General features: G+C 58.7%; 33 protein-coding genes. 15 read left to right on the plus strand and 18 right to left on the minus strand.

The genetic code is table 11. From position 1 onward, the window contains the following. Positions 1-419: 419 nt before the first annotated feature. The 3 genes from ACP15N_RS18260 (at position 420) to ACP15N_RS18270 (ending at position 2,214) form a co-directional block, all read left to right on the plus strand. Positions 420-1,154 (plus strand): ParA family protein, encoded by a 735-nt coding sequence (locus ACP15N_RS18260; RefSeq protein WP_425093772.1) that lies wholly within the window; start codon positions 420-422, stop codon positions 1,152-1,154. Further along, on the plus strand, positions 1,154-1,780 hold the full coding sequence (locus ACP15N_RS18265; RefSeq protein ID WP_424968419.1) for a hypothetical protein: 627 nt from the start codon (positions 1,154-1,156) through the stop codon (positions 1,778-1,780). Before ACP15N_RS18260 ends, ACP15N_RS18265 begins: the two co-directional genes overlap by 1 nt. A gap of 251 nt (positions 1,781-2,031) precedes the next feature. Next, complete coding sequence (locus tag ACP15N_RS18270) at positions 2,032-2,214, plus strand: hypothetical protein (protein ID WP_425093773.1); 183 nt, start codon at positions 2,032-2,034, stop codon at positions 2,212-2,214. A gap of 107 nt (positions 2,215-2,321) precedes the next feature. Here ACP15N_RS18270 and ACP15N_RS18275 read toward each other — a convergent pair whose 3' ends face one another. The 4 genes from ACP15N_RS18275 to ACP15N_RS18290 form a co-directional block, all read right to left on the minus strand. Further along, positions 2,322-3,197, minus strand: a complete 876-nt coding sequence (locus tag ACP15N_RS18275; RefSeq protein ID WP_424968422.1) for an ArdC family protein — start codon at positions 3,195-3,197, stop codon at positions 2,322-2,324. A gap of 465 nt (positions 3,198-3,662) precedes the next feature. Next, complete coding sequence (locus tag ACP15N_RS18280) at positions 3,663-3,845, minus strand: hypothetical protein (protein WP_425093774.1); 183 nt, start codon at positions 3,843-3,845, stop codon at positions 3,663-3,665. 76 nt (positions 3,846-3,921) lie between these two features. After that, complete coding sequence (locus ACP15N_RS18285; RefSeq protein ID WP_424968424.1) at positions 3,922-4,269, minus strand: single-stranded DNA-binding protein; 348 nt, start codon at positions 4,267-4,269, stop codon at positions 3,922-3,924. Positions 4,270-4,453: 184 nt separating this feature from the next. Then, positions 4,454-4,870, minus strand: coding sequence for a MerR family transcriptional regulator (locus ACP15N_RS18290; protein ID WP_424968425.1), 417 nt, complete (start codon positions 4,868-4,870; stop codon positions 4,454-4,456). 70 nt (positions 4,871-4,940) lie between these two features. On the opposite strand from ACP15N_RS18290, the gene ACP15N_RS18295 reads away from it, so the two are divergent. Genes ACP15N_RS18295 through ACP15N_RS18305 form a run of 3 tightly spaced genes read left to right on the plus strand, consistent with a single transcriptional unit; the run spans position 4,941 to position 6,894 of the window. Further along, positions 4,941-5,711 (plus strand): transglutaminase-like domain-containing protein, encoded by a 771-nt coding sequence (locus ACP15N_RS18295; protein ID WP_425093775.1) that lies wholly within the window; start codon positions 4,941-4,943, stop codon positions 5,709-5,711. After that, positions 5,711-6,346: a cation transporter gene (locus ACP15N_RS18300; protein WP_424968427.1), complete on the plus strand. Its 636-nt coding sequence runs from the start codon at positions 5,711-5,713 to the stop codon at positions 6,344-6,346. The genes ACP15N_RS18295 and ACP15N_RS18300 overlap by 1 nt, the downstream gene beginning before the upstream one ends. Beyond that, complete coding sequence (locus ACP15N_RS18305) at positions 6,346-6,894, plus strand: methyltransferase family protein (protein WP_425093776.1); 549 nt, start codon at positions 6,346-6,348, stop codon at positions 6,892-6,894. The genes ACP15N_RS18300 and ACP15N_RS18305 overlap by 1 nt, the downstream gene beginning before the upstream one ends. Before the next feature lie 43 nt (positions 6,895-6,937). Here ACP15N_RS18305 and ACP15N_RS18310 read toward each other — a convergent pair whose 3' ends face one another. The 8 genes from ACP15N_RS18310 to ACP15N_RS18345 form a co-directional block, all read right to left on the minus strand. Continuing rightward, a complete protein-coding gene (locus ACP15N_RS18310; protein ID WP_424968429.1) occupies positions 6,938-7,339 on the minus strand; it encodes a type II toxin-antitoxin system VapC family toxin in 402 nt (133 codons plus the stop codon). Then, positions 7,336-7,593 carry an AbrB/MazE/SpoVT family DNA-binding domain-containing protein gene (locus tag ACP15N_RS18315; RefSeq protein WP_424968430.1) on the minus strand — a complete coding sequence of 86 codons (258 nt, stop codon included), beginning with the start codon at positions 7,591-7,593 and terminating at the stop codon, positions 7,336-7,338. The genes ACP15N_RS18310 and ACP15N_RS18315 overlap by 4 nt, the downstream gene beginning before the upstream one ends. Positions 7,594-7,758: 165 nt before the next feature. Continuing rightward, the gene (locus ACP15N_RS18320) at positions 7,759-7,974 is read right to left on the minus strand and encodes a hypothetical protein (RefSeq protein ID WP_050532604.1); all 216 of its coding nucleotides are present in this window, start codon (positions 7,972-7,974) and stop codon (positions 7,759-7,761) included. Between the two features lie 574 nt (positions 7,975-8,548). Further along, on the minus strand, positions 8,549-9,064 hold the full coding sequence (locus ACP15N_RS18325) for a hypothetical protein (RefSeq protein WP_424968432.1): 516 nt from the start codon (positions 9,062-9,064) through the stop codon (positions 8,549-8,551). A gap of 117 nt (positions 9,065-9,181) precedes the next feature. Next, complete coding sequence (locus ACP15N_RS18330; protein ID WP_425093777.1) at positions 9,182-11,032, minus strand: ParB/RepB/Spo0J family partition protein; 1,851 nt, start codon at positions 11,030-11,032, stop codon at positions 9,182-9,184. A gap of 138 nt (positions 11,033-11,170) precedes the next feature. After that, positions 11,171-11,548, minus strand: a complete 378-nt coding sequence (locus ACP15N_RS18335; protein WP_424968436.1) for a DUF3768 domain-containing protein — start codon at positions 11,546-11,548, stop codon at positions 11,171-11,173. A gap of 688 nt (positions 11,549-12,236) precedes the next feature. Then, positions 12,237-13,283 carry a replication initiator protein A gene (locus ACP15N_RS18340; RefSeq protein WP_424968437.1) on the minus strand — a complete coding sequence of 349 codons (1,047 nt, stop codon included), beginning with the start codon at positions 13,281-13,283 and terminating at the stop codon, positions 12,237-12,239. Positions 13,284-13,425: 142 nt separating this feature from the next. After that, complete coding sequence (locus ACP15N_RS18345; protein WP_424968438.1) at positions 13,426-14,187, minus strand: hypothetical protein; 762 nt, start codon at positions 14,185-14,187, stop codon at positions 13,426-13,428. Positions 14,188-14,617: 430 nt separating this feature from the next. Here ACP15N_RS18345 and ACP15N_RS18350 point away from each other — a divergent pair, with 430 nt between their 5' ends. After that, the gene (locus ACP15N_RS18350) at positions 14,618-14,794 is read left to right on the plus strand and encodes a hypothetical protein (protein ID WP_424968439.1); all 177 of its coding nucleotides are present in this window, start codon (positions 14,618-14,620) and stop codon (positions 14,792-14,794) included. A 17-nt stretch (positions 14,795-14,811) separates the two neighbouring features. Here the strand turns inward: ACP15N_RS18350 and petA are convergent, their stop codons facing one another. After that, positions 14,812-15,369 carry a ubiquinol-cytochrome c reductase iron-sulfur subunit gene (gene petA / locus ACP15N_RS18355; protein WP_425093778.1) on the minus strand — a complete coding sequence of 186 codons (558 nt, stop codon included), beginning with the start codon at positions 15,367-15,369 and terminating at the stop codon, positions 14,812-14,814. 108 nt (positions 15,370-15,477) lie between these two features. Beyond that, positions 15,478-16,002 (minus strand): hypothetical protein, encoded by a 525-nt coding sequence (locus tag ACP15N_RS18360; RefSeq protein WP_424968441.1) that lies wholly within the window; start codon positions 16,000-16,002, stop codon positions 15,478-15,480. A 76-nt stretch (positions 16,003-16,078) separates the two neighbouring features. On the opposite strand from ACP15N_RS18360, the gene ACP15N_RS18365 reads away from it, so the two are divergent. Next, positions 16,079-16,642 carry a Crp/Fnr family transcriptional regulator gene (locus tag ACP15N_RS18365; RefSeq protein WP_424968442.1) on the plus strand — a complete coding sequence of 188 codons (564 nt, stop codon included), beginning with the start codon at positions 16,079-16,081 and terminating at the stop codon, positions 16,640-16,642. Here ACP15N_RS18365 and ACP15N_RS18370 read toward each other — a convergent pair. Genes ACP15N_RS18370 through ACP15N_RS18385 form a run of 4 tightly spaced genes read right to left on the minus strand, consistent with a single transcriptional unit; the run spans position 16,639 to position 19,149 of the window. Then, the gene (locus ACP15N_RS18370) at positions 16,639-17,088 is read right to left on the minus strand and encodes a DUF411 domain-containing protein (protein WP_424968443.1); all 450 of its coding nucleotides are present in this window, start codon (positions 17,086-17,088) and stop codon (positions 16,639-16,641) included. The two genes, ACP15N_RS18365 and ACP15N_RS18370, sit on opposite strands and share 4 nt — an antisense overlap. A 14-nt stretch (positions 17,089-17,102) precedes the next feature. Then, the gene (locus ACP15N_RS18375; RefSeq protein ID WP_424968444.1) at positions 17,103-18,098 is read right to left on the minus strand and encodes a cation diffusion facilitator family transporter; all 996 of its coding nucleotides are present in this window, start codon (positions 18,096-18,098) and stop codon (positions 17,103-17,105) included. Position 18,099: 1 nt separating this feature from the next. Next, on the minus strand, positions 18,100-18,759 hold the full coding sequence (locus ACP15N_RS18380; RefSeq protein ID WP_425093780.1) for a TVP38/TMEM64 family protein: 660 nt from the start codon (positions 18,757-18,759) through the stop codon (positions 18,100-18,102). A 3-nt stretch (positions 18,760-18,762) separates the two neighbouring features. Further along, positions 18,763-19,149 (minus strand): DUF6010 family protein, encoded by a 387-nt coding sequence (locus ACP15N_RS18385; RefSeq protein WP_425093738.1) that lies wholly within the window; start codon positions 19,147-19,149, stop codon positions 18,763-18,765. Between the two features lie 245 nt (positions 19,150-19,394). Between ACP15N_RS18385 and ACP15N_RS18390 the strand changes: the two genes are divergently transcribed. From ACP15N_RS18390 to ACP15N_RS18420, 7 genes are all read left to right on the plus strand, one after another. Further along, positions 19,395-20,123 (plus strand): response regulator, encoded by a 729-nt coding sequence (locus ACP15N_RS18390; RefSeq protein ID WP_424968447.1) that lies wholly within the window; start codon positions 19,395-19,397, stop codon positions 20,121-20,123. Next, the gene (locus ACP15N_RS18395; RefSeq protein WP_425093739.1) at positions 20,123-21,574 is read left to right on the plus strand and encodes an ATP-binding protein; all 1,452 of its coding nucleotides are present in this window, start codon (positions 20,123-20,125) and stop codon (positions 21,572-21,574) included. The genes ACP15N_RS18390 and ACP15N_RS18395 overlap by 1 nt, the downstream gene beginning before the upstream one ends. 121 nt (positions 21,575-21,695) lie before the next feature. Further along, positions 21,696-22,265, plus strand: a complete 570-nt coding sequence (locus ACP15N_RS18400; protein ID WP_424968450.1) for a L,D-transpeptidase — start codon at positions 21,696-21,698, stop codon at positions 22,263-22,265. Positions 22,266-22,390: 125 nt separating this feature from the next. Continuing rightward, positions 22,391-22,705 carry a c-type cytochrome gene (locus ACP15N_RS18405; RefSeq protein WP_424968465.1) on the plus strand — a complete coding sequence of 105 codons (315 nt, stop codon included), beginning with the start codon at positions 22,391-22,393 and terminating at the stop codon, positions 22,703-22,705. 29 nt (positions 22,706-22,734) lie between these two features. Continuing rightward, positions 22,735-23,076, plus strand: coding sequence for a copper resistance CopC family protein (locus ACP15N_RS18410; RefSeq protein ID WP_424968451.1), 342 nt, complete (start codon positions 22,735-22,737; stop codon positions 23,074-23,076). A 3-nt stretch (positions 23,077-23,079) separates the two neighbouring features. Next, entirely contained in the window at positions 23,080-23,946 is an 867-nt protein-coding gene (locus tag ACP15N_RS18415) for a copper resistance D family protein (protein ID WP_424968453.1), read from the plus strand. A 26-nt stretch (positions 23,947-23,972) separates the two neighbouring features. After that, the coding region (locus ACP15N_RS18420; RefSeq protein WP_425093781.1) for a multicopper oxidase family protein at positions 23,973-25,062 on the plus strand (1,090 nt) is incomplete at its 3' end.

A 25,062-nucleotide genomic window follows, 5' to 3' on the forward strand; every position in this document is an offset into this window, starting at 1 on the left:
CAGAAATAATGGCACATGTAACCTGTGGTATCGCATATGCTTTATCATTTATGGCAAATCATATATCGCGAATGGCTGCGGCGATATCTCGCCGAAATGTGCGAAGTGGATCTATGACGGTCTGCCGGAACATCCGCGATGCTCCAGGTGGCGCCAAAACCGGCACTTTTCCGGTTCATGGCAAATCATACATGCAGTATCAGCCCTGCAACATCGGATATGCGCACTCAGAAACGCCAAGACAGCCATTCAAGATCATAAATCCACTATCAAGCATCATGTCTCAAACATCCATTATGCCACATCCTCTATCATTTATGGCAAATGGCACATGCTGCATCAGTTATCCTTGATGCAACATCCTCTCTGGCATATACCGTATCCAAAATCATAAAGAAGACCCTTGAGGATGCAGGATAATGCCCAACGAGCAGTTGAAGGTCATCGCGATCATGACGCGAAAAGGCGGTGCGGGAAAGACAGCGCTCGCACGCGCCTTGATGAGTGCCATCATCGCTGACGGAAAACGGTGCATCGCCATCGATGCCGACCCACAGCAAGCGCTCTTCCGCTGGTGGGAGAGCGTCACCACCGAGAACCCGGATGTCGCATCGACCGCCCCAGGCCTTCGGGTCATGGGCATCGAAAGTCCCTCCGACCTCGAGGCGATCATCGACGATGCCTATGAAAACGACACGGCCGACTTCGTAATCATCGACACGATGGGGGCAGGGGGCCAATGGGCCGACGAGTTGGCCGTCCACAGCGATCACATCGTCTTGCCGATGATGCTGTCGGACACCGATATGCGGATCGCCACCGACACCTACAATTGGTACCAGGGCCTCTTTGAACGCGCCGAAGACCCCTCAGTCCTCCCGAAACTCACGGTCGTGCTCTCCCGCGTCGACAAGAACCCATCAAACGCCATGCGCGCCATGGCGCGTGAAGCCAATGCAAAGTTCCCGGTCATCGAGGAGCTCTTCATGGATCGCAAGCAACATGCCGATGTCGATCGCGAGGGCCTCTTCCACCAGATTTCGAAATGGCGAACCGAAGACCCCAACCCGCTGATGCGCACCCATGCCCGCCTCTACGACGAGGCTCTCGATGAGGCGCGTGAAATCCTCTCACTGGTACTGGAGGCTGAATAATGGCGCGCAAGAAAATCACCTCACTCCTCGGCGACGACCCGGTGTATAGCAAACAGTTCGGAGACAAGCCGAAACCCACCGAACCCACTCCCAAACCAGAACCAGCTCAGGAGGCGAAGCCTGCAGCTGCTCCAACCGCAGACCCAAAACCAGCTGCCGAGAAACAGGCCCCAAGCCCGGAGCCGCCAGCCAAACCAGCAAGCGTTGCAAACAAGACCAAGTCCAAGACGAAGCCTGCACCGAAACCAAAGGCGCCGAAGAAGCCCGAGACCCGCGCCGTACATGTTCGCGCCGCCCCGAAAAAGGACCATGGCCCAGGATTGGACGCTCTGGAAGCCGCCGGCCTGCCGGCCTCGGATGTTGTGCGCCTTGCCGGCAAGCGCGCCATCGACAAGTTCGAACTCAAACCGAAATACGTCGCTCCGGATGACGCCGAGCGTCTTCCGAGCAATATGAGCTTTCGGACCATGAAGACACTCGACGCCCAGGTCCTCGACAAGCTGCGGGATCAGGCCGATCCGCTCCGCCTGCGCTCGGACGCAGCTGTTATCCAGGGCCAGTTGGAACCTGTGTTCTGGTCGGAACTCACAAGCCTCATCAAGGAACTGCGCAAGCAGTATTCTTGAAGGCGCGGCATCGCCGCGCCGCGATTTTTGTCTAGAGGGGGAAGGAGTTTCGGCTTCCTTCCCCCTGAAACAAAATAGACAAGACCGTGTTGTCGGCTGCGCCTCCGCCCGCACCACTCTTGTCGATTTGGTTTCACCCCCATCCTCTCAAGCTCCGCGCATACTCGCGGGTAAGCAGCAGCTTACCCTGTCACGATTTGTGATGCGGGGAAAGAAAACACTACCTGTGCAATGAACCTTGAGAGACAGCGATGCCGGACAGCAGAAGATCTGAAGCGCAGGCCATCAAGAAGATCATCGATCAGGAAACCGGCGCGCATGTCGGCTGGCTCTATGAATGGAACACCGGCGACCTCGAGCCGATGTGGTGCAACGGTCCCAAAACCGATGTGCGATACGAGGACATACCGCCGGAAGAGATGCCACATGGGTAGGATCATCGCCCAAAGGGCTCGGCGCGAAGCGACAGGCGGGCCAGGGGGCGGCAGCGCTGCCTGCTGCCGCGTCACCTCCAATGGGAAACGTATAAACGAGGGGCCGCCTAAGCTGCCTGCCCGTACCTCTCAACTTGCGCATTGATGAAATCCACCGCTTTCTGCGCTTCGGCCGCGGCCTTGAAGATCAGCCCTTTGTCCGATTTCAGCGCTTGCAACCATCCTTCGATGTAAGCGGCGCTTTGATCGAAGGCGGGCGCGACCCCCAGCTGAACAGCCAGAAAACACGCGCCGATCTCTGCGACCAGCTCCTCGAACGCGTATCCGGCGCGGTCCTCGAAACGCTTGATCCGGTCGAGCCGCGATGCACTCCCGGTCCAGTGAACGGTCTCATGTCCCAAAGTGCCGTAATACCCGCTCGCATCGAAGAAGGTGCCAATCGGGGGCATGTGAATATGGTCCGGACCCGGTGCGTAGTAGGCCTTCGGCGTCTCGCTGGTGACAACTGTCGCGCCCGTTGCGGCAAAGAATGCCTCCAGCTCAGGTACTGGTTCGGTGCCAAGATCAAGGGGCGGGGCAGGGCGGACGTAGTAGTCTTCCGGCAAACCCTCGATCTGATCGGCATTGAAGACATTGTTGCACTTGGCGTAGCGGCCGGTTTGCGGCTCATTCTCGCCGTCGATCTCTTTCTCGAAGGTTCCATAGAAAACCGATCGCGTGGCCTTCTCGCCTTTGCGCACACACGCCCCGAGCGCGAGGGCTTGCCGATAGGTCATCCAGCGGGCCGACGCATAGCCTCTGATGTGAGACGTGGCCCAAAGCATCAGGACATTCACCCCCCGATAGGCGGTGCCATCATGTCGCAAAGGCAGGGCGGCTCCAGTTGCGTCGCCCGTCCACGGTTTCCGCCACGGCGGCGTACCCTTCTCCATTTCGGAGATGATCGTGTCTGTCACATGCTGCTTGATGTCGATCTTGGCCATGTCTATCGCTCCTCATCCTGAATGCGGCTTTCAGGCACCGCGCCCGTCGCGGCTGTCCTGCAAATCTGCTCACGGCGAGTGCGGAGGGGGCGAGACCAGATCGAAAATGGGGAGGGGGATCGCCCGGCATCGCAGCGCGGCAGAGCCGGGACCGATGTTGGGGAGACCCTATTTTTGCGTCTGGTCCGAGGGGGAGGCCGCGCCTCCCCCTGAAACTATTTGGATCGGTCAATTTGTAAGAAGGGGCCAAACCTTCGGCAGCCCTGGGAGACCTACAGGTCAAACCTGGCAAACTGAGTCTCTTAGAATCCAAAGGCGGGCCGGAGCCCGCCAATGAACAGACGGTTAGACCATCCGCTTACTGGCGAAAATGCACCTCGAAACCCAAGAAATCTCAATCAGGTGCTGGCTCTCGTCATGTCACCCGGAACACGAAGCGGCAGGCGACTGACTGCGAGAAGACCCTCACAACCCGGACAGTCGACGCGCGTCTTTCTTGATATCTGTTATGGATTTGGTCGAGAGTATTCCATCGCGCGCCTGCTGGATGCGCGGAGCGAGGAACCGGGACAGGCTTTCGAAAGCCGCGGCCTGGTCTTCGCTATCCGCATTCGTTCTCAAGCGGTCTTTATCTGTGTCACCCGGCATGACTCAAACCTAGCTTTGGAACTTTGCAAAATCCAGATCGCAGGTTGCGATAGGGTTGGAGGCTTGAGCTTGGCGACTACGCAGCGGCGCGGTCCATCGACTTCTTCACAGCGAGCGTGAGATTGTCGAAGTCCTCGGCGGCCATGGTCACACCGTATTCAGTCCCGCCATCCTGGTTTTCCCATTGCGACTGGCGAAGTGTCCCACGGGCATTCACCAGATCGCCGGGAGCGACATTCTCGAGCGCCCATTTCATCACGTTCGGATTGAAGATCGTCACTTCGTTCCAGTAGGGATTCGCCTGGAAATCGCCCCGATCATCCTTGCGCCCGTACTCGGCAGCAATCGTGATCCGCACGGTCTTGCCAACTTCCTTGACCTTGCCGACGCGACCGAGAATCTGGAACTCTGCGAATGTGCGCATGACTGTCTCCGCTATTCTATGTCATGGCCAGACCAAGGCCATCGATCTCACAATATTATAATATTGCGAGCCTCGCAATCTTTTGGCTCCGCTAAGGCGGAACTTCGCCAATGAAAGAACAGTATCAGTTATGCAGGACAAACCTGCGACCTGACGCCATATAACAGCGATCCACCCTGGGGTCTCAGTGCTCACGTTCGCAAAGGTCGTGGTCAGCCAGAGACGCAAGTACATAGCAGTCTTCGGACAGTCTGTCGCCATCACAGCCCTTGGAGATTCGCGCCAACTCTTTCTCAAGTGCACGGAGGCGTTTGATCTTCGCTCGGACATCCGAAAGCTGTGCCGACGCGATATCGGTAGCTTCCGCACATGACCGATCCGGGTGCCCCTGTAATTCGATCAGGGCAGCAATCGCCTCAATCGAGAAGCCGAGATCACGGGCATGTTTGATGAAGCTCAGGCGTTCCAGTCCTGCCGCATCATACCGGCGCTGATTGCCTTCCGTCCGTTCCGGGGCGTCCAAAAGCCCGGACTCTTCGTAGTAGCGGATCGTCGGAACCTTGACGTTGGTGCGCCGCGATAATTCGCCAATGGAAAACATGAAAATACCTCTTGAACCTCTAGTCACTAGAGATCGTATATGAGTTAGGACGCAGAAGCTAGAGAACACCATGTCCCAGAGATACTTCGCCGAAACCCCAATCCTCGATTTTCGATCCGGCGCTATCCAAGCAATAATTGCCGAGCGCGGGTGGGTCTCTCTTGAACCCGCCGCGCGCATCGGTGCCGCCTATGATTTTGTCCGAAACGATATCTTGTTTGGGTACAACAGTGACGATGCGATCCCGGCCTCCAGTGTTCTGGCGGATGGGTACGGGCAGTGCAACACCAAGGGGACACTTCTGATGGCCCTGCTCAGGGCGTTGGAAATTCCGTGCCGGTTTCATGGCTTTACCATCGACAAGGGCTTGCAGCGTGGCGTCGTACCGGAGGTGGTCTACCCGCTTGCCCCCCGAAGCATCATTCATTCGTGGGTGGAAGTTCTGATTGACGGCAAGTGGGTAAATCTCGAAGGGTTTATCCTCGATCAAGGCGTTCTTGGAGCGCTTCAGGAGACCTTCCCGGAACGTTCGTCGCTCTGTGCCTATGGCGCGGGGACGGATTGCCTTCAGGACCCGTCAGTCGAGTGGTCTGGCCAAAGCACATACATCCAGAAGACAGGTATCAACCATGACTTCGGTGTCTTTGACACTCCGGATGATTTCTACACGGAGCACCGGCAGCTTTCCGGGTTGCGCGGGCTATTCTATCGCTCTGTCATACGGCACTGGATGAACCGGCGCGTGGCGCGGATCAGGCAAGGCCATGTGCCAACCATCCCTGGTGGCGGGGACAACCTCCTTCCAAAACAGGCATCGATCATTCTGAAGGAGGCCGTGTGATGTCAGGATGTTGTGGACACGACGCCAAGTTCGACGGCGTATCAGATGACTACAAAAGGCGGCTTTGGATCGTCATAGCGCTGAACGCGACGATGTTCGTCGTTGAGATGACCGCCGGTCACTACGCGAAGTCGCAAGCGCTTCAGGCCGATGCTTTGGATTTTCTGGGGGACGCGCTGACTTACGGCATTTCGCTTGCGGTGATCGGGGCTTCGATCCGGGCGCGTACCAATGCAGCCCTGGCAAAGGGGGTGAGCCTGCTCCTGATGGGTCTGTGGGTGTTTGGATCGACCGTTTACCGTGTTTTCTATGTCGGCGTGCCCGAAGCGGAGATCATGGGCATCGTCGGCTTCTTCGCTCTGCTGACCAATCTTGCAAGTGTCCTTTTGCTGGTGCGTTACAAGGACGGTGACGCCAATGTCCGCTCGGTCTGGCTCTGCTCCCGCAATGACGCAATCGGAAATGTGGCCGTGATGTTCGCAGCCCTGGGCGTCTGGGGTACGGCGACCGGCTGGCCCGACCTGATCGTCGCATCCGTCATGGCGACTCTGTTCCTATCGTCTTCCTTCCAGATCGTTCGACAAGCATTGGCTGAACGTCGCGAAGCCACGACGCATAACCACGCCGACGCATGATGGAAACGGGAATCACAATCGTGGGACTAGGGATCGCGTTGTCCACGCTCGCTGCGATCCTGTGGTCCATAGCACGACCCTCGCAACGGTTATGGCCGCCCATCAGGTATACGCCTCTTACGCCGCTTCTCGTCTGGATACCTACCTTCGTACTCTTTGGAACCTTGGTCGCGCTCGGTGTTTTGGGATGGGGCGATTTGGCCTTGTCAGGGTGGTTCCGCTTTGGAGCTGGCATTCCCCTGATCTTGATCGGAAACATTGTGGTTTGGAGCGCGGTCGCTGGTTTTGGCGTTCACAAGACAGGTGGTGCCGTAGGCACATTACAGACTGGCGGCCTCTATCGTTTCTCGCGCAACCCTCAGTATGTAGCGGACATCGCCATGGTACTGGGATGGATGGTCCTTACAGCCGCGCCCTTGGCGATGTTAGTTGGTACTTCTGCGATCATCGTTCTAGCGGCTGCGCCATTTTCCGAAGAACCGTGGCTGCGCTCGCAGTATGGTTCCGACTTCGATCAATATGTTGCGCAGGTGAGACGGTTTCTCTGAAAATCCGGACCATCGAAACCTCTTTGCAGCCTAGCCAGCGGCCTTATTCTGGGCAGATCAGCTCCAGGGACGGAAAATAGATCCGGTACCGCCGCGCATACCGCGTGAGCAGCGGCAAAGACAGCACCGTCGCATGCGCACCGATGAAAAAATCAGGCAGGACGTTCTGCTTCGTCCCCTTGGACCGCCGATAGGCGCAGAAGGCTTTTCCAGCCAGGAACAGGGCATCTCTTGGCATCATTTCGTGGCGGAGCCCGGCGGCCTCGATGAACGCATCGAGCCGTTCCTTTTCACGATAGCCAACAGAGAGCTCGGCATAGACACTGTCATTGATGAGAAGATCGCCTCGCAGCGCGGCGGCTTCCAATTGCGCAATGGACCATTCAGCGAAGGTCTCGTCATCCGTCACAACATCAAGAAGGACATTCGTGTCGACGAAGATCACCCGTCGCCCCGCGTCAGCGCCATGATCTCATCGGTGCTGAGCTCTGTTCTCGCATGGCCGCGAAGGGCACCAAAGCGCGAGACCGGCGCAGTCATGTCTTCCGGAACAATCTCGACCCGGCCATCCTTCGTACGATTGAAGGTCACCTTGCTGCCTGCCTTGAGCCCCAGAAAGTCGCGAACGGCTTTCGGGATCGTGACCTGACCTTTGGATGTGAGCGTCGTTGGCACCTGCGCCTCCAGTAATACCTTCATTCCACCAGGTATTACTTTGCAGGCCGTTTTGCAAGCTCTGATGCCGGTGCTGGACAACAGCGTGCCCTTGCTGACTGTACGCAGCGCGCAACCGGGAAGCCTCGCTCTGGTGTCACGAACCAACGTGAGGGCGGCATCTCTGCCGCCCCTCTGCTCGATATGGACTTATTCCGTGACCTGGCCATCATCGCCATCCGCCTTGGGCGGGAAGGCGACCAGCTCGGTGACCGCAACCGGAAAGTCGAGCTTGATGGAGAGCACGGTCTCGCCATTCTCGCGGGTGTTCTCGAAGACCGCGCCGACGCGGCGGAAGCTGGTTTGGTCCTTGCCGTCTTTCTTGAAGGTGACGGGAACGGTGAGGGTGAACATCTTGTTGGACATTGTCGATCTCCTTGTTTCGATGCGGGTGACCCGGCGGATCGACGAGGGCAGATCGCGCAAGTGGAAATTCGGAGGCTCCGCCCAAAGGTGGAAACCGCATTTCTGCTTGCCGGAGCGAAGCGACGGGCACGCGAGCGGCCAAGATCCGCAACCCGTAGATCGGAAAGAAACAAGGCAGATCGACACGCCCCAACGGTGTCAGACCGCCCTCATCCCGGAGACATGAGAGACGGGGAACCAACCCCGCAGCCGATATCAAACGCGGTTTTCGACAGCGGCCCGCGCGATGCGCGACACGCACCACCATTTGCGCCACACCCGAGTCATTGCTCGTGATGGGCGTATCGGCCCTCCAAGGCGAGTGGAGATGCGTGCTCAGACGAAATATGGCTAAATGAGGGGGGCAGAGGGCATGCCCAAACGCGATCGACGACATGCAGCCGAGGCGATGGAAACGGCCTGCCCTAGGGATCGTCACCCGCATGGGCGAAGACAGCCTGGCTGGCTTCGTGCGCAGCATAGAGCCCGGTCGGCTCTGCCGAAGGGCCAATTCTTCACCGAAACTGGAAGAGACCTATCGATCCTTGGACAACAGGCCACGCGGGGTAATGGCTGTCAGATTGTCCGGTGTCCGCCGCGTCATCTCCATGCCATCGGACGACACCGCTGCCTCGACAAATTCAGTCTTCTTCAGAACACCGCCATCCGCCTCGACCCAAGTGGTGCTGTCGCCGTCCTCGCGGGTGATCGAGCCGTCATGATTGATGCGGATCGACACACCGCCGACCTTGACGGCAACGGAATGCGCATCCGCGATAATGCCCTCCCAGGCACCGTCAAAATCCCGGCGCAGCACCACCATGTCAGGGCGCAACTTGATCTGCATATCCTGATCGGCATCGCCATCGGCACTTTTGAGCATCAGGAATGTTTCCTGAATGTCCGGATCGGCGTGGATGCTGGCCCGCGCATCCTTTGGGGGCCAGACCTTTGGCGCGCTGCGCTGACGGCCCTCCCGGTCCCGGTGAAACCCGATGTACAGCTGCGCCGATTTCCAGACGCGGGCGGCTTGCGATGCAATCTTTGACATGGTGGTCTCCTGAGCGGGTCGAATCCGCGGCTCTTGGCTCTAATAAGCCGGGAGCCGCGCAAACCGAGGGACTTGGGGAAGCGAGGGCAGGGAGGCGGCCCTCGCGGATGTCCACCTTCAATCGTAATAGTCCGGCACCCAAGCCTCAATCCGGGCCTTCTGTGCCGGTGTGACTCCGAGCAGTTTCTGCTTGGTCTCGTCCGAGAACAGGTCTTCCAGCGTCTTTGCTTTCTCAGCCTTCTTCAACTTGGCGAAGGCTTTGGCCTCCGCACTCGTTGGCGCAAGGTCGAGGAGGTCGCAATAGATGGTCTTCAGCATCGGTCCTGACACGCGCTTGAAGAGGTTCTCCGCCGTGGGCGTCCAGACCTTGCGGATATCGGCCCCTGCTTTCTCAGAGAGAACTCCGTGGAAGATGTCATCCCCGCCTGTCAGCAGTTTCGCTAAGTGTCGGGTCAGTTCCGCAGCGCGATGCTTCGGCCCTTTCTTCTTGAAGCTGGCGAAGGCTTTCTTGAGATCGACGCCCCAAGCGTCTGACGGACTGACACCCGGCTTGCTCAGCCGCTTATCGATCTCGAACCCGGCCTCGACCGAGGGTGTGTTGCTAGGTGTCCCGAGGCTGATATCGAACACGTCACGAAACCCGGTTGCCCCGCTCAACTGGAAGGTCAGCAGATCAAGCAGGAGATCGGGTTGATCCAGCATGGCGTTTTGCAACGCGGCCAGCTTGATCGCGTCCAGATCATCCCGCAGCTTTTGCGAATAGGGGTATTTCGGTGCCTTGTCGGCACCGCTCCCATGCACAGACGCCTGCAACACGCCCGCCGCAATGGCAGGTTTCTTGTCTTCGGGCCGGATCAGCCCGGCCTCGACTTTCAAGCCCCCGCTCTGATCGACATAGACCACGCATCCCGCATGGGCTTTCTGAGCGTCGGTAAAGGCACCCTCCAAAATGACATGGAGGCCCACCAGTTCTTCTTCTCCTTCCGCATTGAGAACGTCATTGTCGGCCATCTCGCAGAGGTTCTCATAGCGCTCCATCTGATCATCGGAGAGAACACCTTCGACGGGATAGACGCGGGCGAACTTACTGTCTTCGATGAAGCTCCAGCCGAGATAGGCCTCGCTGTGCGTCTCCACCCATGCCCAGCCATCGGTGACGCGCACCTGTTCTGCGGCTTCGGCCAATTGCGCGGCAAAGGCTTCATCCAGAATGTCCTGATCCTCGAAGAAGATATCCTCGGAGAAAAGATCGCGCGTGATCTTGCCGCCACCGGCCTCGTAGGCCTCCACACCGACAAACACCGCGCGGCGGTCCGTGGCTTTGGCCGCTTTCGGGTGCAGGAAGTGGTCCAACTGGCTCACATTCGAGAGACGGCCCTCGGCAATGGCCTGCAGCGCCTCGTGCACCAGTTTCTCGTCTTGAGCGGTCGTCATCTTCTGCGCCGCCGAGAGATTGATGGTCTTGGCTTTCAACGCATCAAGGGCTGCATCGGGCAGATTGGCGAGTTTCAAGCGGCCTTTGACATGGGCAACGGTCACACCGAAGGCGCTGGCAATCGCTTCGGCATCTGCATTGGTTGCAGCCATCCGCCCATAAGCCCGGATTTCGTCTGCCGGATCGAGCGCTTCACGGGCCGTGTTTTCCGCATTGGCCCAGAATTCCGCCTGCTCCAGATCACGTGCCAGAAGGACGGGGATCGAAGTTGCGCCCGCGAAGTCGGGCTCTGTTTCCGCGAGATAGGCCAAGGCCCTGAGACGGCGACCGCCGGACACGATGCCGATCTTGCCGTCATCGTCCTGAATGCCGCCGAGGTTTTGCAGCAGTCCGCAGGTCCTGATGCTGTCTGCCAGCGTCTCCACGTCTTCCTGCGCTACCTCTTGGCGGGGATTGAGATCGTGCAGGTAGAGCTGGTCAAGCGATGCATAGATGATCGCCGCGTCGTACGGGATGGTTAATTGGTTGGTCATATCTTTATCCTTTGATTTCGATTGATGTTGGGTGTGGCGCGGCAGGGGGCATGTGCCCGCCGCCCGCCGTGTCAAACGAGGTGGATCACCTCCTTTCCTGGGGATGTTGGGGCCTGCTCCGAGGACGGGTCAGGCGGCTCAGTATTCGGAGGCGTGAAGGATCGTCAGGACGCGGCGGGTCACAGTGAGGTTGGCCGGATCATCGCTGCCCATGGCGTAGTCGGTGTCGTAGAGATCGATCTTCCAGAAGATGCGATGGCTGTCGCCCGCCATCTCGATATCGAAGGCCCCGAAACTATGGTCGCCGTAAGGATCGTTGTCCTCGGTGAAACTGTCGAAGCCTTGCACCCGCTGCATGATGATCGCCTTGGTTTCGGGCGAGAGGTCGGCCACACCGCGCGTCATCACGATCTGACCGGGCACGGTGAAGTCCGCGCCCCATGTTGTCCGGAAGCGGTCGTTCTGCTCTGCGATCTTGATGGCTTCGGGTGTGGGGGTCTCAGGTGTGGCACACATCGGCTTGCTCCTTGGTATCTGGTTTTGAGAGCAGCCCCTGAGGGGCGTCGTCTCTAAAACCTGACCCACTGGCGAAGTGCCGGAGTGAGCAAAGGCACACCCCAATCGATGGGACGTGGCGCGGCCCGCAGCGCCTGGGGCGCGAGGACACGGGTCCTGTCTATTTGGGTTGCCTGCGCGAGAACCCAGCGGGTTCTAAAGCAACGTCCCCGCAGCGGCGTATCGCGCTCGCGCGAACCCCAAGGGGACCAGGAAAAGTTCACGCATTCTGTGTGTCAGCCTTGGAAACAAGGCGATTCGGTATATCGGGAACATGTTGTGTGGTCTGGAACATGACGGGCTTGGGTCCCGCCAATGGTCTAAAGACGGGCAAACAAGCCAACTTGCATCAAAGTATGGGTGTTTGGGCACCAACGGTCGCGTCAGGCACCTGCTTCTTAGCATTTGCGAGGGGAGTCCTAAGCAGCTGTCGTCAGAGGTCTCTCCCGCTCTGGTTATTTCTGTTAGAAATTTGGTTAGGTTTGTTATGTGGTTAGGGCACTGAAAAGACTCAAGGAAATCAGTCTTCTGGTGTCGTTTGGCGTTCCTGATGTACCGAACATACGTTCCCGATATACCGAGGATGTGTTCCTGTTGTACCGAGTCGGATGTTCCTGATGTACCGAAAGTATGTTCCCAATGTACCGAGTCACCAGATCGGGTTTGCTTCGATGTACTTCTTGGCGAAGGCGCGGAAGGCGGCGTTGGCGCTTTTCACGGGATCGTCCTTTCGTGCAGCCCATTCCCGCCAGGCATCGAGTATATACTGGATGTCGTATTCCGGGTTCGCATGCTTGATCTCGGTCAGAACGGAGTGCGAGACGGTCAGGTCCGACAGATTCGGTACATCGGGAACAGCGAGGTCGTCAAATTTCGGCTGAAATCGCACAAGTGCCTGTTTTCCCTTCGTTTTGAACGGGGTTGACACTTCGGCAGGATCCACGATCTCGACATGGTAATCGGGAATGGTGCCGGCTTCGCAGATTTCGTTGATCCGGAACTTGAACTTGCGCTCGGTATCGATCGACCCGCATTTCTCGGCCAGGCGCTTGATCCCGATATACCATTCCGGCTGACGGCCGACATGCTTGCGGGCCAGCTCGTAAAGGCGCCGCTCAAGACCTTTTGAAAGGCGGAAGTAATCCCGATTGATTGTCAGGACCCGGCGATCCTTGACGATGGCGTTGAACATCCAGCGGTTCATCGTGACCTCAACAGCCCCCATGACGCGCTGACCGTTGCGATTGGTGCGTTCGATCACGCGCCAGTCCTCGATCCAGCCGAAACCGCGCCGCTCGCGTTCGTCGCCGGCGGTGATGTTCGTCAGGATGTTGGTGGAGCGCAGCCGATCCAGCGCGTCGAGAAAGAGCTCATAGGCGCGCTTACCGGAACTGCGGCCCGTCACCTTCAGGAAGTCGTAGGCGGAGAACTTGATCGTACGATCCTGCACGCTGACCGGGGCATCCGCGTCGAACTGCCCGTGTTCGATCCTCTCGTTCACAAGTGATGTGAGATAGATCAGGATATCCTTGTCCCAGATCGTGGCGATTCCCTTGTGCCCTGGCTGAATCTCGATCTTCACCGTGCCGTCGTCAAAGACGAAGGGGGTCATCCGCGGGCGCTTCTGAAGGGAGAAAAACGGGAACTCCATCAGGGCACGCTCGTCTTTGACCGGGGCGTCAGCGAGCTGGTCCAAGAAGAGGTCTACCTGTTTTTCTGACACGATTGTTCCTGAAGTACCGAATCTCTCTTGTTCCCGTTATACCGAGTTTTGTGTTCCTGATGTACCGAATTTTTCAAGATATTGCGGTACGCTATGCGGTTGGCCACAAGAGGCGTCAGTAGTTCACCTGCTCAAAGCCATAGTTTCCTTCGTAATCACGCCAGTCCACGAAGACCGACCGGTGGAATATACCCGGACAATGGTCCCCATACCGCTCGAGTCCCACGTGGGCCTCCGGCAACTGGCTTGGACTGGAGCCGCGAGACCAGTTGAAGTCGCCTTGGGTGCCGTAGGTGCCAATCCGCATCGAGAAGAAGCGATTGCAATCCCCATCACGTCCGCTTTCGCGTTGGCTTGCGTAAGTGACGTTGTACACACGAATGGAACGCACGAAGTTGAACTCAGGACCGCTGATGTCGATGTCAGCGCTTTGAGCCGAATGAGCCAGCGTGAGAGCAAAATCATCGGGGAGCGGCTCAACAGAAGTACCACCTCGCCGGTGAATGGCGGGTAGTTCCAAAGGCCACGTCAATGAAACCGAGCTCTGTGGGACAGATTGTTGTCTCTGGGGTAGGTCAGGTGCGAGTGCCTCGAGGAGAAAGGGCAGGGGCTCTTTCGCGCCAAAAGACTGAAGGCTTGCACCCATCGGACACCGCCAAATCTGAAGGGGCGGCTCAATGGGCCAGGGCGTGATGCGCCGGATGAACTCGGCACGGGCACGCGCGCAAGGTGTCGAGGCCGGCCAACCGCCCGAAAGACACAGGAGGATCGCACAATCGATTTGGTAGCTTTGTGCAGCCACCGGCTGGAGCCCAGGCCCGAGGGTCAATAATCCTGCCAGCGTGGCAATGCGTGCGCTTGCGATCATATTCGGCATGGCTTATCCACAGTGTGATACAATATTATAATATTGATACAGCATCGGCTGGAATGGCAAGCAAAACTTACCGCTAACGGAAATGCCAAATCTGCTTGAGCATGATCTCGCTCAGATTCCCGAGACTGGAGGGTCTTGGGCAAAGATGTATGGTCACGTATACGTCGAGATTGTAATTATGAGTTTTCGAACGACAGCGATACGCATGCGTGACTATTCCGTGGCGCACAGCGCGAAAACTGGAGGCACTGACATGAGATTTTACGCTTGTGACCACCTCCATAGTGAGATGCCACACGCGTTTGAATGGCCATAACTCGCCTGTTCAGACGACCCACAAGACCATCAAAATACAACAACGACCGGCCGTGCTGCATCGCATAACCATTGGCGAGGTTTCCGAGGCCAGTCTTTTGATTTGGGAAATGGCATGCTTGAAGATGATGGGGATGAAGCTCGTGCGACCGACCGTATCGTTGACGCTCAATCGGGAGAAATAGTTGGCCTAGTTTATGAGTGGCGTGATGGAGTTAAGCAGCCATTATGGTTCGATGGTCAGAAGCTCGACGTAGTCTTCGTCGTTTTGGCGGAACAAATTGCCAAATGAAATATTGTTGGCGACTTCTATCCAAGGGTCAGGACCAAGTCTTCCGAAAGAGACAACGGCGGGATATGCAAGTTCTCCGGCGCGGGCCCTTTGCGGATACGCCCCGCGGTATCGTAATGCGACCCGTGGCACGGACAGAACCATCCCCCGAAATCACCTGCACCATCGCCTAGCGGGACACATCCCAAATGCGTGCAGACACCGATCATCACGAGATAGGCGTCATGGCCCGGAATGGCGCGGTTCTCATCCAGGGCTGTGGCCTCGCCGGGAAGATTGGGATTGCGCGCATCGGTGTCTGGCAAGGCAGAGACCGCCTCTTCACGCGCCTGGGCCATCTCAGCTTGCGTTCGGTGGCGGATGAAGACGGGCTTCCCGCGCCAATTGACGGTCAGTTGCGTGCCTTCCGCGAGCCCGGAAATATCCACCGAAATCGTCGCCAGGGCGCGCACATCCGCCGAAGGGTTCATCTGATTGATCAGCGGCCAGAGCGCCGCACCGGAGGCGACCAGGCCCGCGCCAGCAGTGGCAAAATACAGCAAATCCCTGCGTTGAGTGTCATCAGACGCATCCATATCATATCGACTGTGCAACCTTCCTGCGCCGGAAGGTCAACGCGGGTTTTGTAACGTTTTGTCTGCCAACCAGGGGCTGTCGCAGAAAAACTGTGGCCGATCATCGATTCAGTGATGGGGCGGTGCACCTTTTGCCATCATCAGATGATGCTCTTGGTGATGCGCGCCGATGGTCATCAGTCCGAAGAATCCAAGACCTTGTATCTGGTCGATATCGCCATCGACGACGAGGGCAACACCATCCCCGAGTTCCTCTGTCGTGACCTCCCAACCCGTCTCGGCAGCCAGGAACGGCGCATGGGCAGGCACCATGGTGCGAATGGCTTCGAGGACGCGCGGTGCCCCCCGGATTTCGAACCGGAGACCGGCGGGCCGCACACTGCGGGTAACCTCGGCCTCCATCGTCAAAAGCTCCATGTCCACGAGATGTCGCCTGAGAGCCGCGATATCGACATTTGCCCAATCGGTGTCGGGATCGGCGCGCAGGAGCGCTACGATCTCGGCCATGGCGGCAAAGGCAGATTGCCCGGTTTCCTGCGGACCCGGCATCGCATGCCCGGTCGCGGAATGGCTGTGCTGGGCCGCGACGGGTCCAGACAATGACAGGGCAAGCAGGAGAGCAACAAGGCGCATGGGGGGATCCTTTTGAACGGCACGATACCCGTTTTTCGTAGCACGCAGGCCTGCTCTGGAATATGATTTCAATCATATGCTGCCAGAGCCCTACGACCTTCTCCCAACAACTGCGCGTCAGTCGCAAACAATTGCGGCTGGCGACGTGCTCTTTCGACAGGGTGCAAGGACCCTGGGCCTCTATGTGCTAATAACCGGGCGTGTGCATCTCGAGCGGGTTGGTCCGAATGGCGAGCGCCTCATCATTCACCGGGCGGCATCCGGGACCAGCTTTGCCGAAGCCTCGGTCTTTTCGGAGCGCTATCATTGCGATGCCATCGTGATGGATGCAGGTGAGTTGGTCCGGATCGATAAATCCGCGGTTCTCGCCGCTTTTGGAAACCCGGACTTCGCGCGGGCCTATGGGCGCCAGGCGGCCCAACAGGTTCAGGCGCACCGGCAGATCATGGAAATTGTCGGCATCCGACGCGCCGAGGATCGGGTGATGGCGGGGATCGTTGCGGGTCTTCTGGATGGCACCGTCGTCGACTTTGCCGCACGCCTCCAGCTGACGCATGAGGCGACCTACCGTGCGCTGCGGGCGCTTGTCGATGCGGGTCGGGTCAACAACCCCTCCCGCGGCACCTACCGATTGGCCTAGCTGTGACTGGCAAAGACCGATGTCGCGCCATCGAGCCCGACAAGCAGCGTATCGAAGGTGTCCCCGGCGCCGGGACCGCCCATGCCAGGGGAACTCATCGGCATACCGGGCACAGTCAGCCCACGCGCCGTCGGTTGCTCCGAGAGAAGCCGGGCGATGTCTTCAGCCGGCACATGGCCCTCAATGAAAAAATCGCCCACCACTGCGGTGTGGCACCCGGCCAGCTCCGGGGCGATCTGGAGCCTGTCTTTCAGCGCGTAAAGGGTGTCTTGGTCGACATCCTGGGCCTCGATTTGAAACCCGGCCTGCCTCACATGATCGACCCAGGCGGTGCAGCATCCGCAGGTCGGGGTTTTGACAACCTTTACGATGGGTCCGGCATCGGCCATCGCCGGAAGCGCGAGGGTCGCGGCAGCACCGGTCAACAAAAAGCTACGTCGTTTCATGTATCGTTTCCTTCTTAATTATGGTCGTGACCAGCATCTGGAGCGGCACTGTCGAGGTGATCGCGATGCGCTGGTGGTGTATGTAGCGGCGCCTCCCGCCCCGTCGACGACGTGACGTCCAGGTCCTGTGCATGGCGCTCGTCGAGGCAATCCGTTTCAAGCTGAAGGGTCACCATGTGAAACCGGTGATGCTCGGTCAGGTGCGTATATGCGGTCTCAAGGATGCGCGCGGCATCGGCAGGGACTGCGTGACGCAGATGGGCCGAGAAGGCATGCTTGCCACTGGTCAGGGTCCAAGCGTGGACATGGTGAACATCAAGAACGCCGTCCTGCGCGCGAAGATCGGCGGTCACGGCCTCGAGATCAGTGTCCTCAGGTGTTCCTTCCAACAGAATATGCACCGCCTCGCGGATTACTCCAACCGAGGCCCAGAGGAGCACGACCCCAAAGGCCATACCAAGGATCGGATCGATCGCCAGAAAGGCGGTGAACTCGATGACAAGCGCGGTCACGATGATCAACAGGCTGCCGACGAAGGTCTGGATGATGTGCCAGAGGGCCCCGCGGGCGTTCAGATCATCCTGGCTGGATTTCCACATGAGACCGAGCGAGATCACCTCGGTGACCAAGCCGCCGAAGGCCACCCAAAGCATCGGTCCCGTCGGCAGATGGATCGGACTTCCGAGCCGCATCGCCCCCATCCAGATTACCAGAAGCGCCATGCCGAGAAGAAAGCCGCCGTTCACGAGCGCGCCAATGATCTCGGCGCGATACCACCCGTAACTGCGCGCCATATCCGCCGGGCGGCGCGCGATCCGTTGCGCGATGATGGCGACAAGCACACCGCCTACGGCCGACAACGTGTGAAACGCATCCGACAGAACCGCGATTGATCCAATCCAGAGCCCAACTGCAAGTTCGATCAGGAAGTATATGCCGGTCAACCAGGCAGATATAACCAGAGCCTTGCCAGAAGACGGCATATGTCCTGCGTGTCCATGAGCGGCCATATCAGATTTCCTTTTTTGCAGTGTGGGTGCCGCGCCAGACCGCAAATAGGGCGGACAGCGCAGTGAACCCGCCGAGCGCAAGGGCCGTCCAGGTGGCGGTTTGCACGTCGCCATTCATGGCCTCGCTGCCGAGATGAGCGAGCAAGAAGCTTGCCGGAACGACCCCTGCGAGCGTCGCTAGGGCAAACCGCCAGAGATGCAGGACGCTCAACCCTGCGGCGTAGCTGACCATGTCGAAAGACAGGAATGGCAGCAGCCGGCTACCGAACACCAGAAGTGTCAGAGTATTCTGTGATCCCAGAAGTCCACGTCCGATCGTCTCGCCGATATGGCGTTCCACAAAAGGGCGCCCCAGCCCGCGCGCGAGCAAAAAAGCGGCAAGCGCGCCAATTTCTGCGCCGAGCACGACGAGCAGGGTCCCGAAGGTGTGACCGTAGGCGGCCCCAGCCGCGAGCGCGATCGGCGCCGAGGGCAGGGGGCTGGCCACGATTGCCAACGTCATAAGCGCCACGACCAGAACCGGGCCAAGAAAACCAGCAGCATCGATCCAGCGCCGCAGGTCATCGCGCTCCGGCAGATCGATGTCGAGGCCCACCAGGTTCGGACGCGCCAAAACGAGGAGCACCAGCCCCAGAAGGACGAGAACAACGACACGCACCATGGCCTACCTTGTATAAAGCAGCACAAGAAAGGCTGCCGCCATTAGATCAAAGACGACGCAAAACGGGATGTACCAGCGTGGGACCCGGGCAAGGCGGACCGCATTGTGATGGGCAAGATCCCACAGCGCATGGAGCGCGAGACCCAGAGGCAAGGCTGCCCAATGCCAAAGGAGACCCGCTACGGCCGCCGCCCCAAAGACGAGAGCAACCGCCAGCTCAGACCAGAACACGGAGCGACGGCCATCGGCGGCACCGAACCCGATATAGGCCCCGCCGATCAGGGCCAGTGTGACCGCTGCCAAGGCAAGCGAGTCTGCCTGTTCCAGGAGGAGGTGGGCGGGCATTGTGACCACAAAAAGCGCAAATCCGATCCAAGCGGGTGCCGCCATGGTCCGATGCGCTGAGTGGGAGGGATGTTGCCCCGATATGTCTGGTCTTACGCCGGTCATGACGCGTCAGATGGGGCTTCCAGCAGCTGGAGGGTCAAGACATGTCAGGTCTATTGATACATATTGCGACAAACGAAGTGCGGGTCTTTCCCGAAAGAACAATCTATTCTGCGTGTTATGGAGATTGATCTATGGAACAGACGGCCGAACGGCCAGACGGGCCGATTTGCGGAGACTGATCGCTGATGGCGTCATCGGCGCATATCCTGGTCGTCGATGATCATGCAGAGATCCGGCACTCGGTGACGCGCTACCTGGAGAAAAATGGGCTGCGCGCGACGGGAGCCAAAAGCGCGGGTGAGATGGATGAACGATTGGGCGAGGGCAAATTCGATCTGATCGTACTCGATATCATGATGCCGGGAGAAGACGGGCTCGCGGCCTGCGCACGGTTGCGCCGAGAGCAGCAGCATACCCCGATCCTCATGCTGACGGCGCTCGGCGACGATGACGCTCGGATCAAAGGGCTCGACACCGGCGCAGATGACTATCTGGCCAAGCCCTTCAATCCGCGCGAGCTTCTGGCCCGGATCAATGCGATCCTGCGTCGCGCGGGAGACGGATACGCGCCCCATGGCGGAACATTTGCAGGCAAGCGAGCCGTGTTTGCCGGGATCACTTTTGATCACGACGCCAGTCATGTCATTTGCCCCGATGGCACGGTCAATGCACTGACCACAGCGGAAGCCAAGCTGCTGACGGTCTTGCTGGAGCGTCCTCGGGCGGTGATCGGTCGGGATGAACTTCTGGAGTTGAGCGCCGGCCGTGTCGCCGGACCATTTGATCGTACCATCGACAATCAGGTTTCGCGCCTGCGCCGGAAAATCGAACCCGATGTGCTTCGCCCTCGGATCATATCGACGGTCCGCAATGGCGGGTATTGTCTGAGCTGTGATGTGGAGATCGAGGCCTGATGCAGATGGGGTTCCGCTCACAGATCGCCTTTTTGGTGGTGGTGGTCCTCTTCGTTGCGCAGGTCGTGGGGCTCTGGCTTTTCGTCGATGAACGGTCGCTTGCCGTGCAAGCGGCCATCGGCAGCGAGGCAGCCGGACGCGCGGCAAACGTCGCCCGTCTGATCGAGGAGGCACCGCCGACGTTGCATGAGGATATCGTAGCGGCGGCAAACTCGCCCCTTGTACGCTTCGATCTCGGCGACACCCCTGCTGTGACGCACTCCCATCATGATGAGAACGGAGCGATCGAAGCGCGCATTCGAGCGCTTTTGAACGATGGCTACACCCGCGATATCCGGGTCGAAGTGCACGAGATTGAACAGGGGCTGTTGCCGTTGCCGAACCTTTCGCCGGAAATGGCGGAAATGCATGCCGAGATGATGCAGGGAACTCTGGCGGCGCTCGAGATGGAGGTCTCAATCGCCATAGCCGGGGGCCAATGGTTGAACGTCGCCACCCGGTTCGAGCGGCCGCCGATACAATGGTCCTGGGCTTCCACGCTGTCTTTTGTGCTGACGGCTGCCGTGTTGCTGCTGGCGATCTTCTGGTTTCTGCTCACGCGCCTGACGCGGCCCCTGAATGATCTCGCCGCTGCCGCCGAGGAATTCGGGCGTGGTGGCGGGCAGGGCCCCCTCACGCCGGTTGGCCCAAATGAAGTGCGGAACCTGACAACGGCTTTCAATGACATGCAAACGCGCTTGGCCCGCTTTGTAACGGACAGGACGCAGATGCTGGCCGCCCTGGCCCACGACTTGAGATCGCCACTCACCGCGCTCAGGGTTCATGCCGAGATGGTGGAGGATGCGGAGACCAAGACCGGCATCACGGCCTCTCTCGACGAGATGCAGGATATGGTTGAGGCCACACTGGCCTATGCACGCGGTGTGGGTCAGGACGAAGCCCTGCAGCCAATTGAGATTGGCACGTTTCTGATCGACATTCGGGACGCGACCCACACTGCGTTGGACGTACGCCGAGGACCCGAGGCAATGGTGCAGATCAAGCCCAAGGCGCTGCGCCGTGCCTTGCGCAATCTCATCGACAATGCGGGGCGATACGGGTGCAACCCGACGCTATCCTGGCGCATTTCTGACGGCAGCGTCGAGATTTTGGTCGAAGACGATGGACCCGGGATCCCTGACGACCGCTTAGGCGATGTGTTTCAGCCCTTCCTGCGCCTTGAGGGATCGCGCTCCCTAGAAACCGGTGGCCATGGGCTGGGCCTTTCAATCGCTCGCAGCATCGTTCTGCAACACGGCGGCACGATCACTCTGTCGAACCGCGCGGAGGGTGGGCTCTGTGCAAAGATTGTATTGCCCGTGACTGCGGATCAAGCCGCGTTGACATCCTCGTACGAGCATCCCGAGACGCGGGCCGAAACCGGATTTTCGGCCCCGATCAAAAAGGCCTAGGCTCGCCGTCCAACCGGTGGGTTGATACATAACCTTACAAAATTCTGGCTCTCCCTGCGTTTCGCCGCTTGCTGATCTTCGATAGAAAACAAGGCGTTCGACATGGAGACGAGGCAGAGCCATGCAGGCAAGAAATCGACCCTTTCGGTCACGTCGTCAGCTGATCGGCGGCATCGGTGCGACGCTCCTGTTCGCGCCTTCGGTGCTGCGCGCCGAAACACGCGCACCGGTACGGCGTAACGCTTCAAGCTTCAGAACCCACGATTGGCAAGACCACTTCGATCGTCTGGGCAAAGGCATCATTATTGCGGATACCAATTCCCGGGCGCTTCAGCAGTGGACCGCTGATGGTGAAATGTTTCTCTATCCGACATCTGTTCCAATGACGGATGAGCTGACGCGGCGAGGCTATACTGAGATCGTCTTCAAAGATCCCGAGCCGGATTGGACGCCCACGCCATCTATGCGCGAACGCGATCCATCCTTGCCAGCCTACATGCCGCCGGGTCCGGACAATCCGCTCGGGGTGCGGTCGCTGCACCTGACATGGCAATACTATCGCATTCACGGAACACACGATACGCGCAAAATTGGTCGTCGTTCCTCCAGCGGCTGCATCGGCCTCTACAACGAACATATCATTGAGGTTTACAATCGGACACCGGTCGGAACGCAGGTCAAGTTGATCTGATGGGGCGTTACGTGATCATTTCCATCGCCCTTGCGGTGGTTCTTGCCATTGGCTTCTGGTGGACAGGACCAACCGATAATGACGTGGCAACGAGCGAGGATGACGCGTCTCGCACCTACAGTCCCATGGTCGACGTCATTCTACCGCAAACGCTGTCCGCGAATGCGGAGATCGGCAAATTGGCCTACGAGGCGAAATGTGCGGCCTGCCACGGCACAAATGCCGCCGGGCAGGACGGTGTGGCGCCTCCTCTGGTGCACAAGATCTACGAACCCAGCCACCATGGGGATGCCGCCTTCCTTCTGGCGGCCAAGAATGGTGTTCGTGCGCATCATTGGCGCTTTGGAAACATGCCGCCGGTCGAAGGTGTCACGGATGGTGATGTGAAGATGATCGTGGCCTATGTGCGTGAGTTGCAACGTGCAAATGGTATAAACTAACCCGAATAACCGACGAAGGACGATCCGTGATGTACAGAGTCGTACTGACAATTTTTTTGGCGCTGACCAGCGCGCAAGCACTCGCCCACTCGGAAAAGGAAAGCATGACGCCTGCAAACGGGGCCATTCTTGACGCCGTACCCGAGACGATTGGATTGCGCTTCAACGATGGGATGCGACTGACGAAAGTCGAAATGACCCATGCAGAGGCGCACACCGAGGCTCTCGACCTCGGCAATCAATCCGGCTTTGTCAAAGAGTTCACACTTCCTCTGACGCCAATGGGGTCGGGCATGTATCAAATCGAATGGCGCGGACTTGGTGTTGATGGACACCCCATGAACGGTGTCTTCTCATTTGAAGTGAAGTGAGTGGTGCCGGATATCTGGGGTCAGGCTGCGATTGCCACAAAGTTTTTGCTCTATCTCGGCATCCTCACGAGTGCCGGGCTGATACTGAGTCGCCAAGTCTTTCACGAGCAGTTGGCTGGGCTCGACCGTTTCTTGCGTGCCTGGGCCGTCTTCTTTGCTCTTCTGGCGGCTGCGATGTCATTGCTCGGTTTTGCCGTGCGGGGCGCAGTGCTCATGGATGAGGCTTCGGGCATGACGGATCTGACGATCCTTGCGTTGCTCTGGGAAACCCCGCCCGGAGACGCTTTGCTGTTGCGGCTTCTGGGCTTGGGGGCTCTCCTGACCGGCGTGGTAATCGGGGGGCGGTGGCTCTGGGTGGCGCTCTTGGGCAGTTTCTTGGCAATCTGGAGTTTTTGCGAGATCGGTCATGTCGCCAGCGAAGATCGTCTGTGGTTTCAGACCGTCTTGTTCGGTCATCTGATCGTTGCCGCCTTCTGGATCGGCGTCCTTCTTCCGCTCCAAAAGCTTTCGGGGTCTGCGGACACATTGCGAGTTGCTGCCGTGCTTGGACATCGCTTTGGCCAGGTCGCATCTGTTGCGGTCCCGCTGCTGCTGCTTGCTGGCGTGGTGATGACGTGGCGACTGGTGGGATCGTTTTCCGCGCTCCTCGGCACTGGCTATGGTTTGACACTTCTGGCAAAGATTGCCGTCGTGACGCTGCTTCTGGCCCTTGCCGCCATCAACAAAACACGGCTTGTGCCCGCTTTGCAGAGCGGTGATCCCAAAGCTGGGCCGCACCTTGCAAGATCGATTTCTCTCGAATGGGTTTGTATCGGTGTCATCTTGCTTGCCACGGCTGTTTTCACCTCAATCCTAACGGTGCCATCATGAAACTTTCAAAACGCGACTTCCTTCGCATGAGTGCTGCCGGTTTGGTGTGCATGCCGAATTCACTGCTCGCGCAGACAGACATGCGCGCGGTGACAGCCCGGATCGCAGATATACAGCTTTTGCCTGATGACTACGGAAAAACACAGATCTGGGGGTTCGATGGTATCGCGCCGGGCCCTGAAATCCGGGTTACGCAAGGCGCGCGGGTACAGAGACGTATTGTCAATGAGTTACCCGATCCGACATCGACCCATTGGCACGGGATCCGCATCGACAATGCGATGGATGGGGTGGCGGGTCTGACGCAGGACGCCATTCGCCCCGGGGACAGCTTTGACTATGATTTCGTTGTCCCCGACGCGGGCACTTATTGGTATCACGCGCACAACCGCTCGTTCGAGCAGGTCGCACGTGGTCTTCAGGGTGCGCTGATCGTCGAAGAGCCGGAGCCGATCGATATCGACCATGAAGAGGTCCTGATCCTCGACGATTGGCGCATCGATCCAGAGACTGCCCAGATCGCGGATACTTTTGGTGCGATGCATGACCTTAGCCATGCCGGGCGCCTTGGAAACTACATAACAACGAACGGCGTCTACAATCTCGCGAAGCATGTGAAACGGCATGAGCGACTGCGCCTGCGGCTGATCAATGCATCGAACGCCCGGATTTTCCAACTCGCGCTGGAGGGGCTCGAAGGCTGGATTGTGGCCATGGACGGGATGCCGCTGGCCACACCGCAACCTGTGGAAGGCCCATTCCTGCTCTCGTCGGCACAACGGGTGGACCTGATCGTCGACGTGACCGCAGAGGTAGGTAGCGCGGGCCATATCGTGCAATTGAGCCGTGATGAAAGCTTTTCTCAAGTGGCCTTCGAGGTGACAGGCGACGGTACAAGCGCGCGGCGCGGAACGCCTCAACCCCTGCCGCCGAATGCCCATGCCATGCCCGATTTGGGATCGGCAAGGGACATCGCATTGCTGATGGAAGGGGGGGCCATGGGCGGCATGCGCGGTGCCATGATGGGTGGTCGGATGTCTTCGATGCGCGACATGATGGAGACAGGAAACTTCTGGGCCTTCAATGGCGCGGTGGGTGGCATGGATGTTCCAGCAC

It is taken from the genome of Tropicimonas sp. S265A, from assembly GCF_049800835.1.
Taxonomy (GTDB): Bacteria; Pseudomonadota; Alphaproteobacteria; order Rhodobacterales; family Rhodobacteraceae; genus Dinoroseobacter.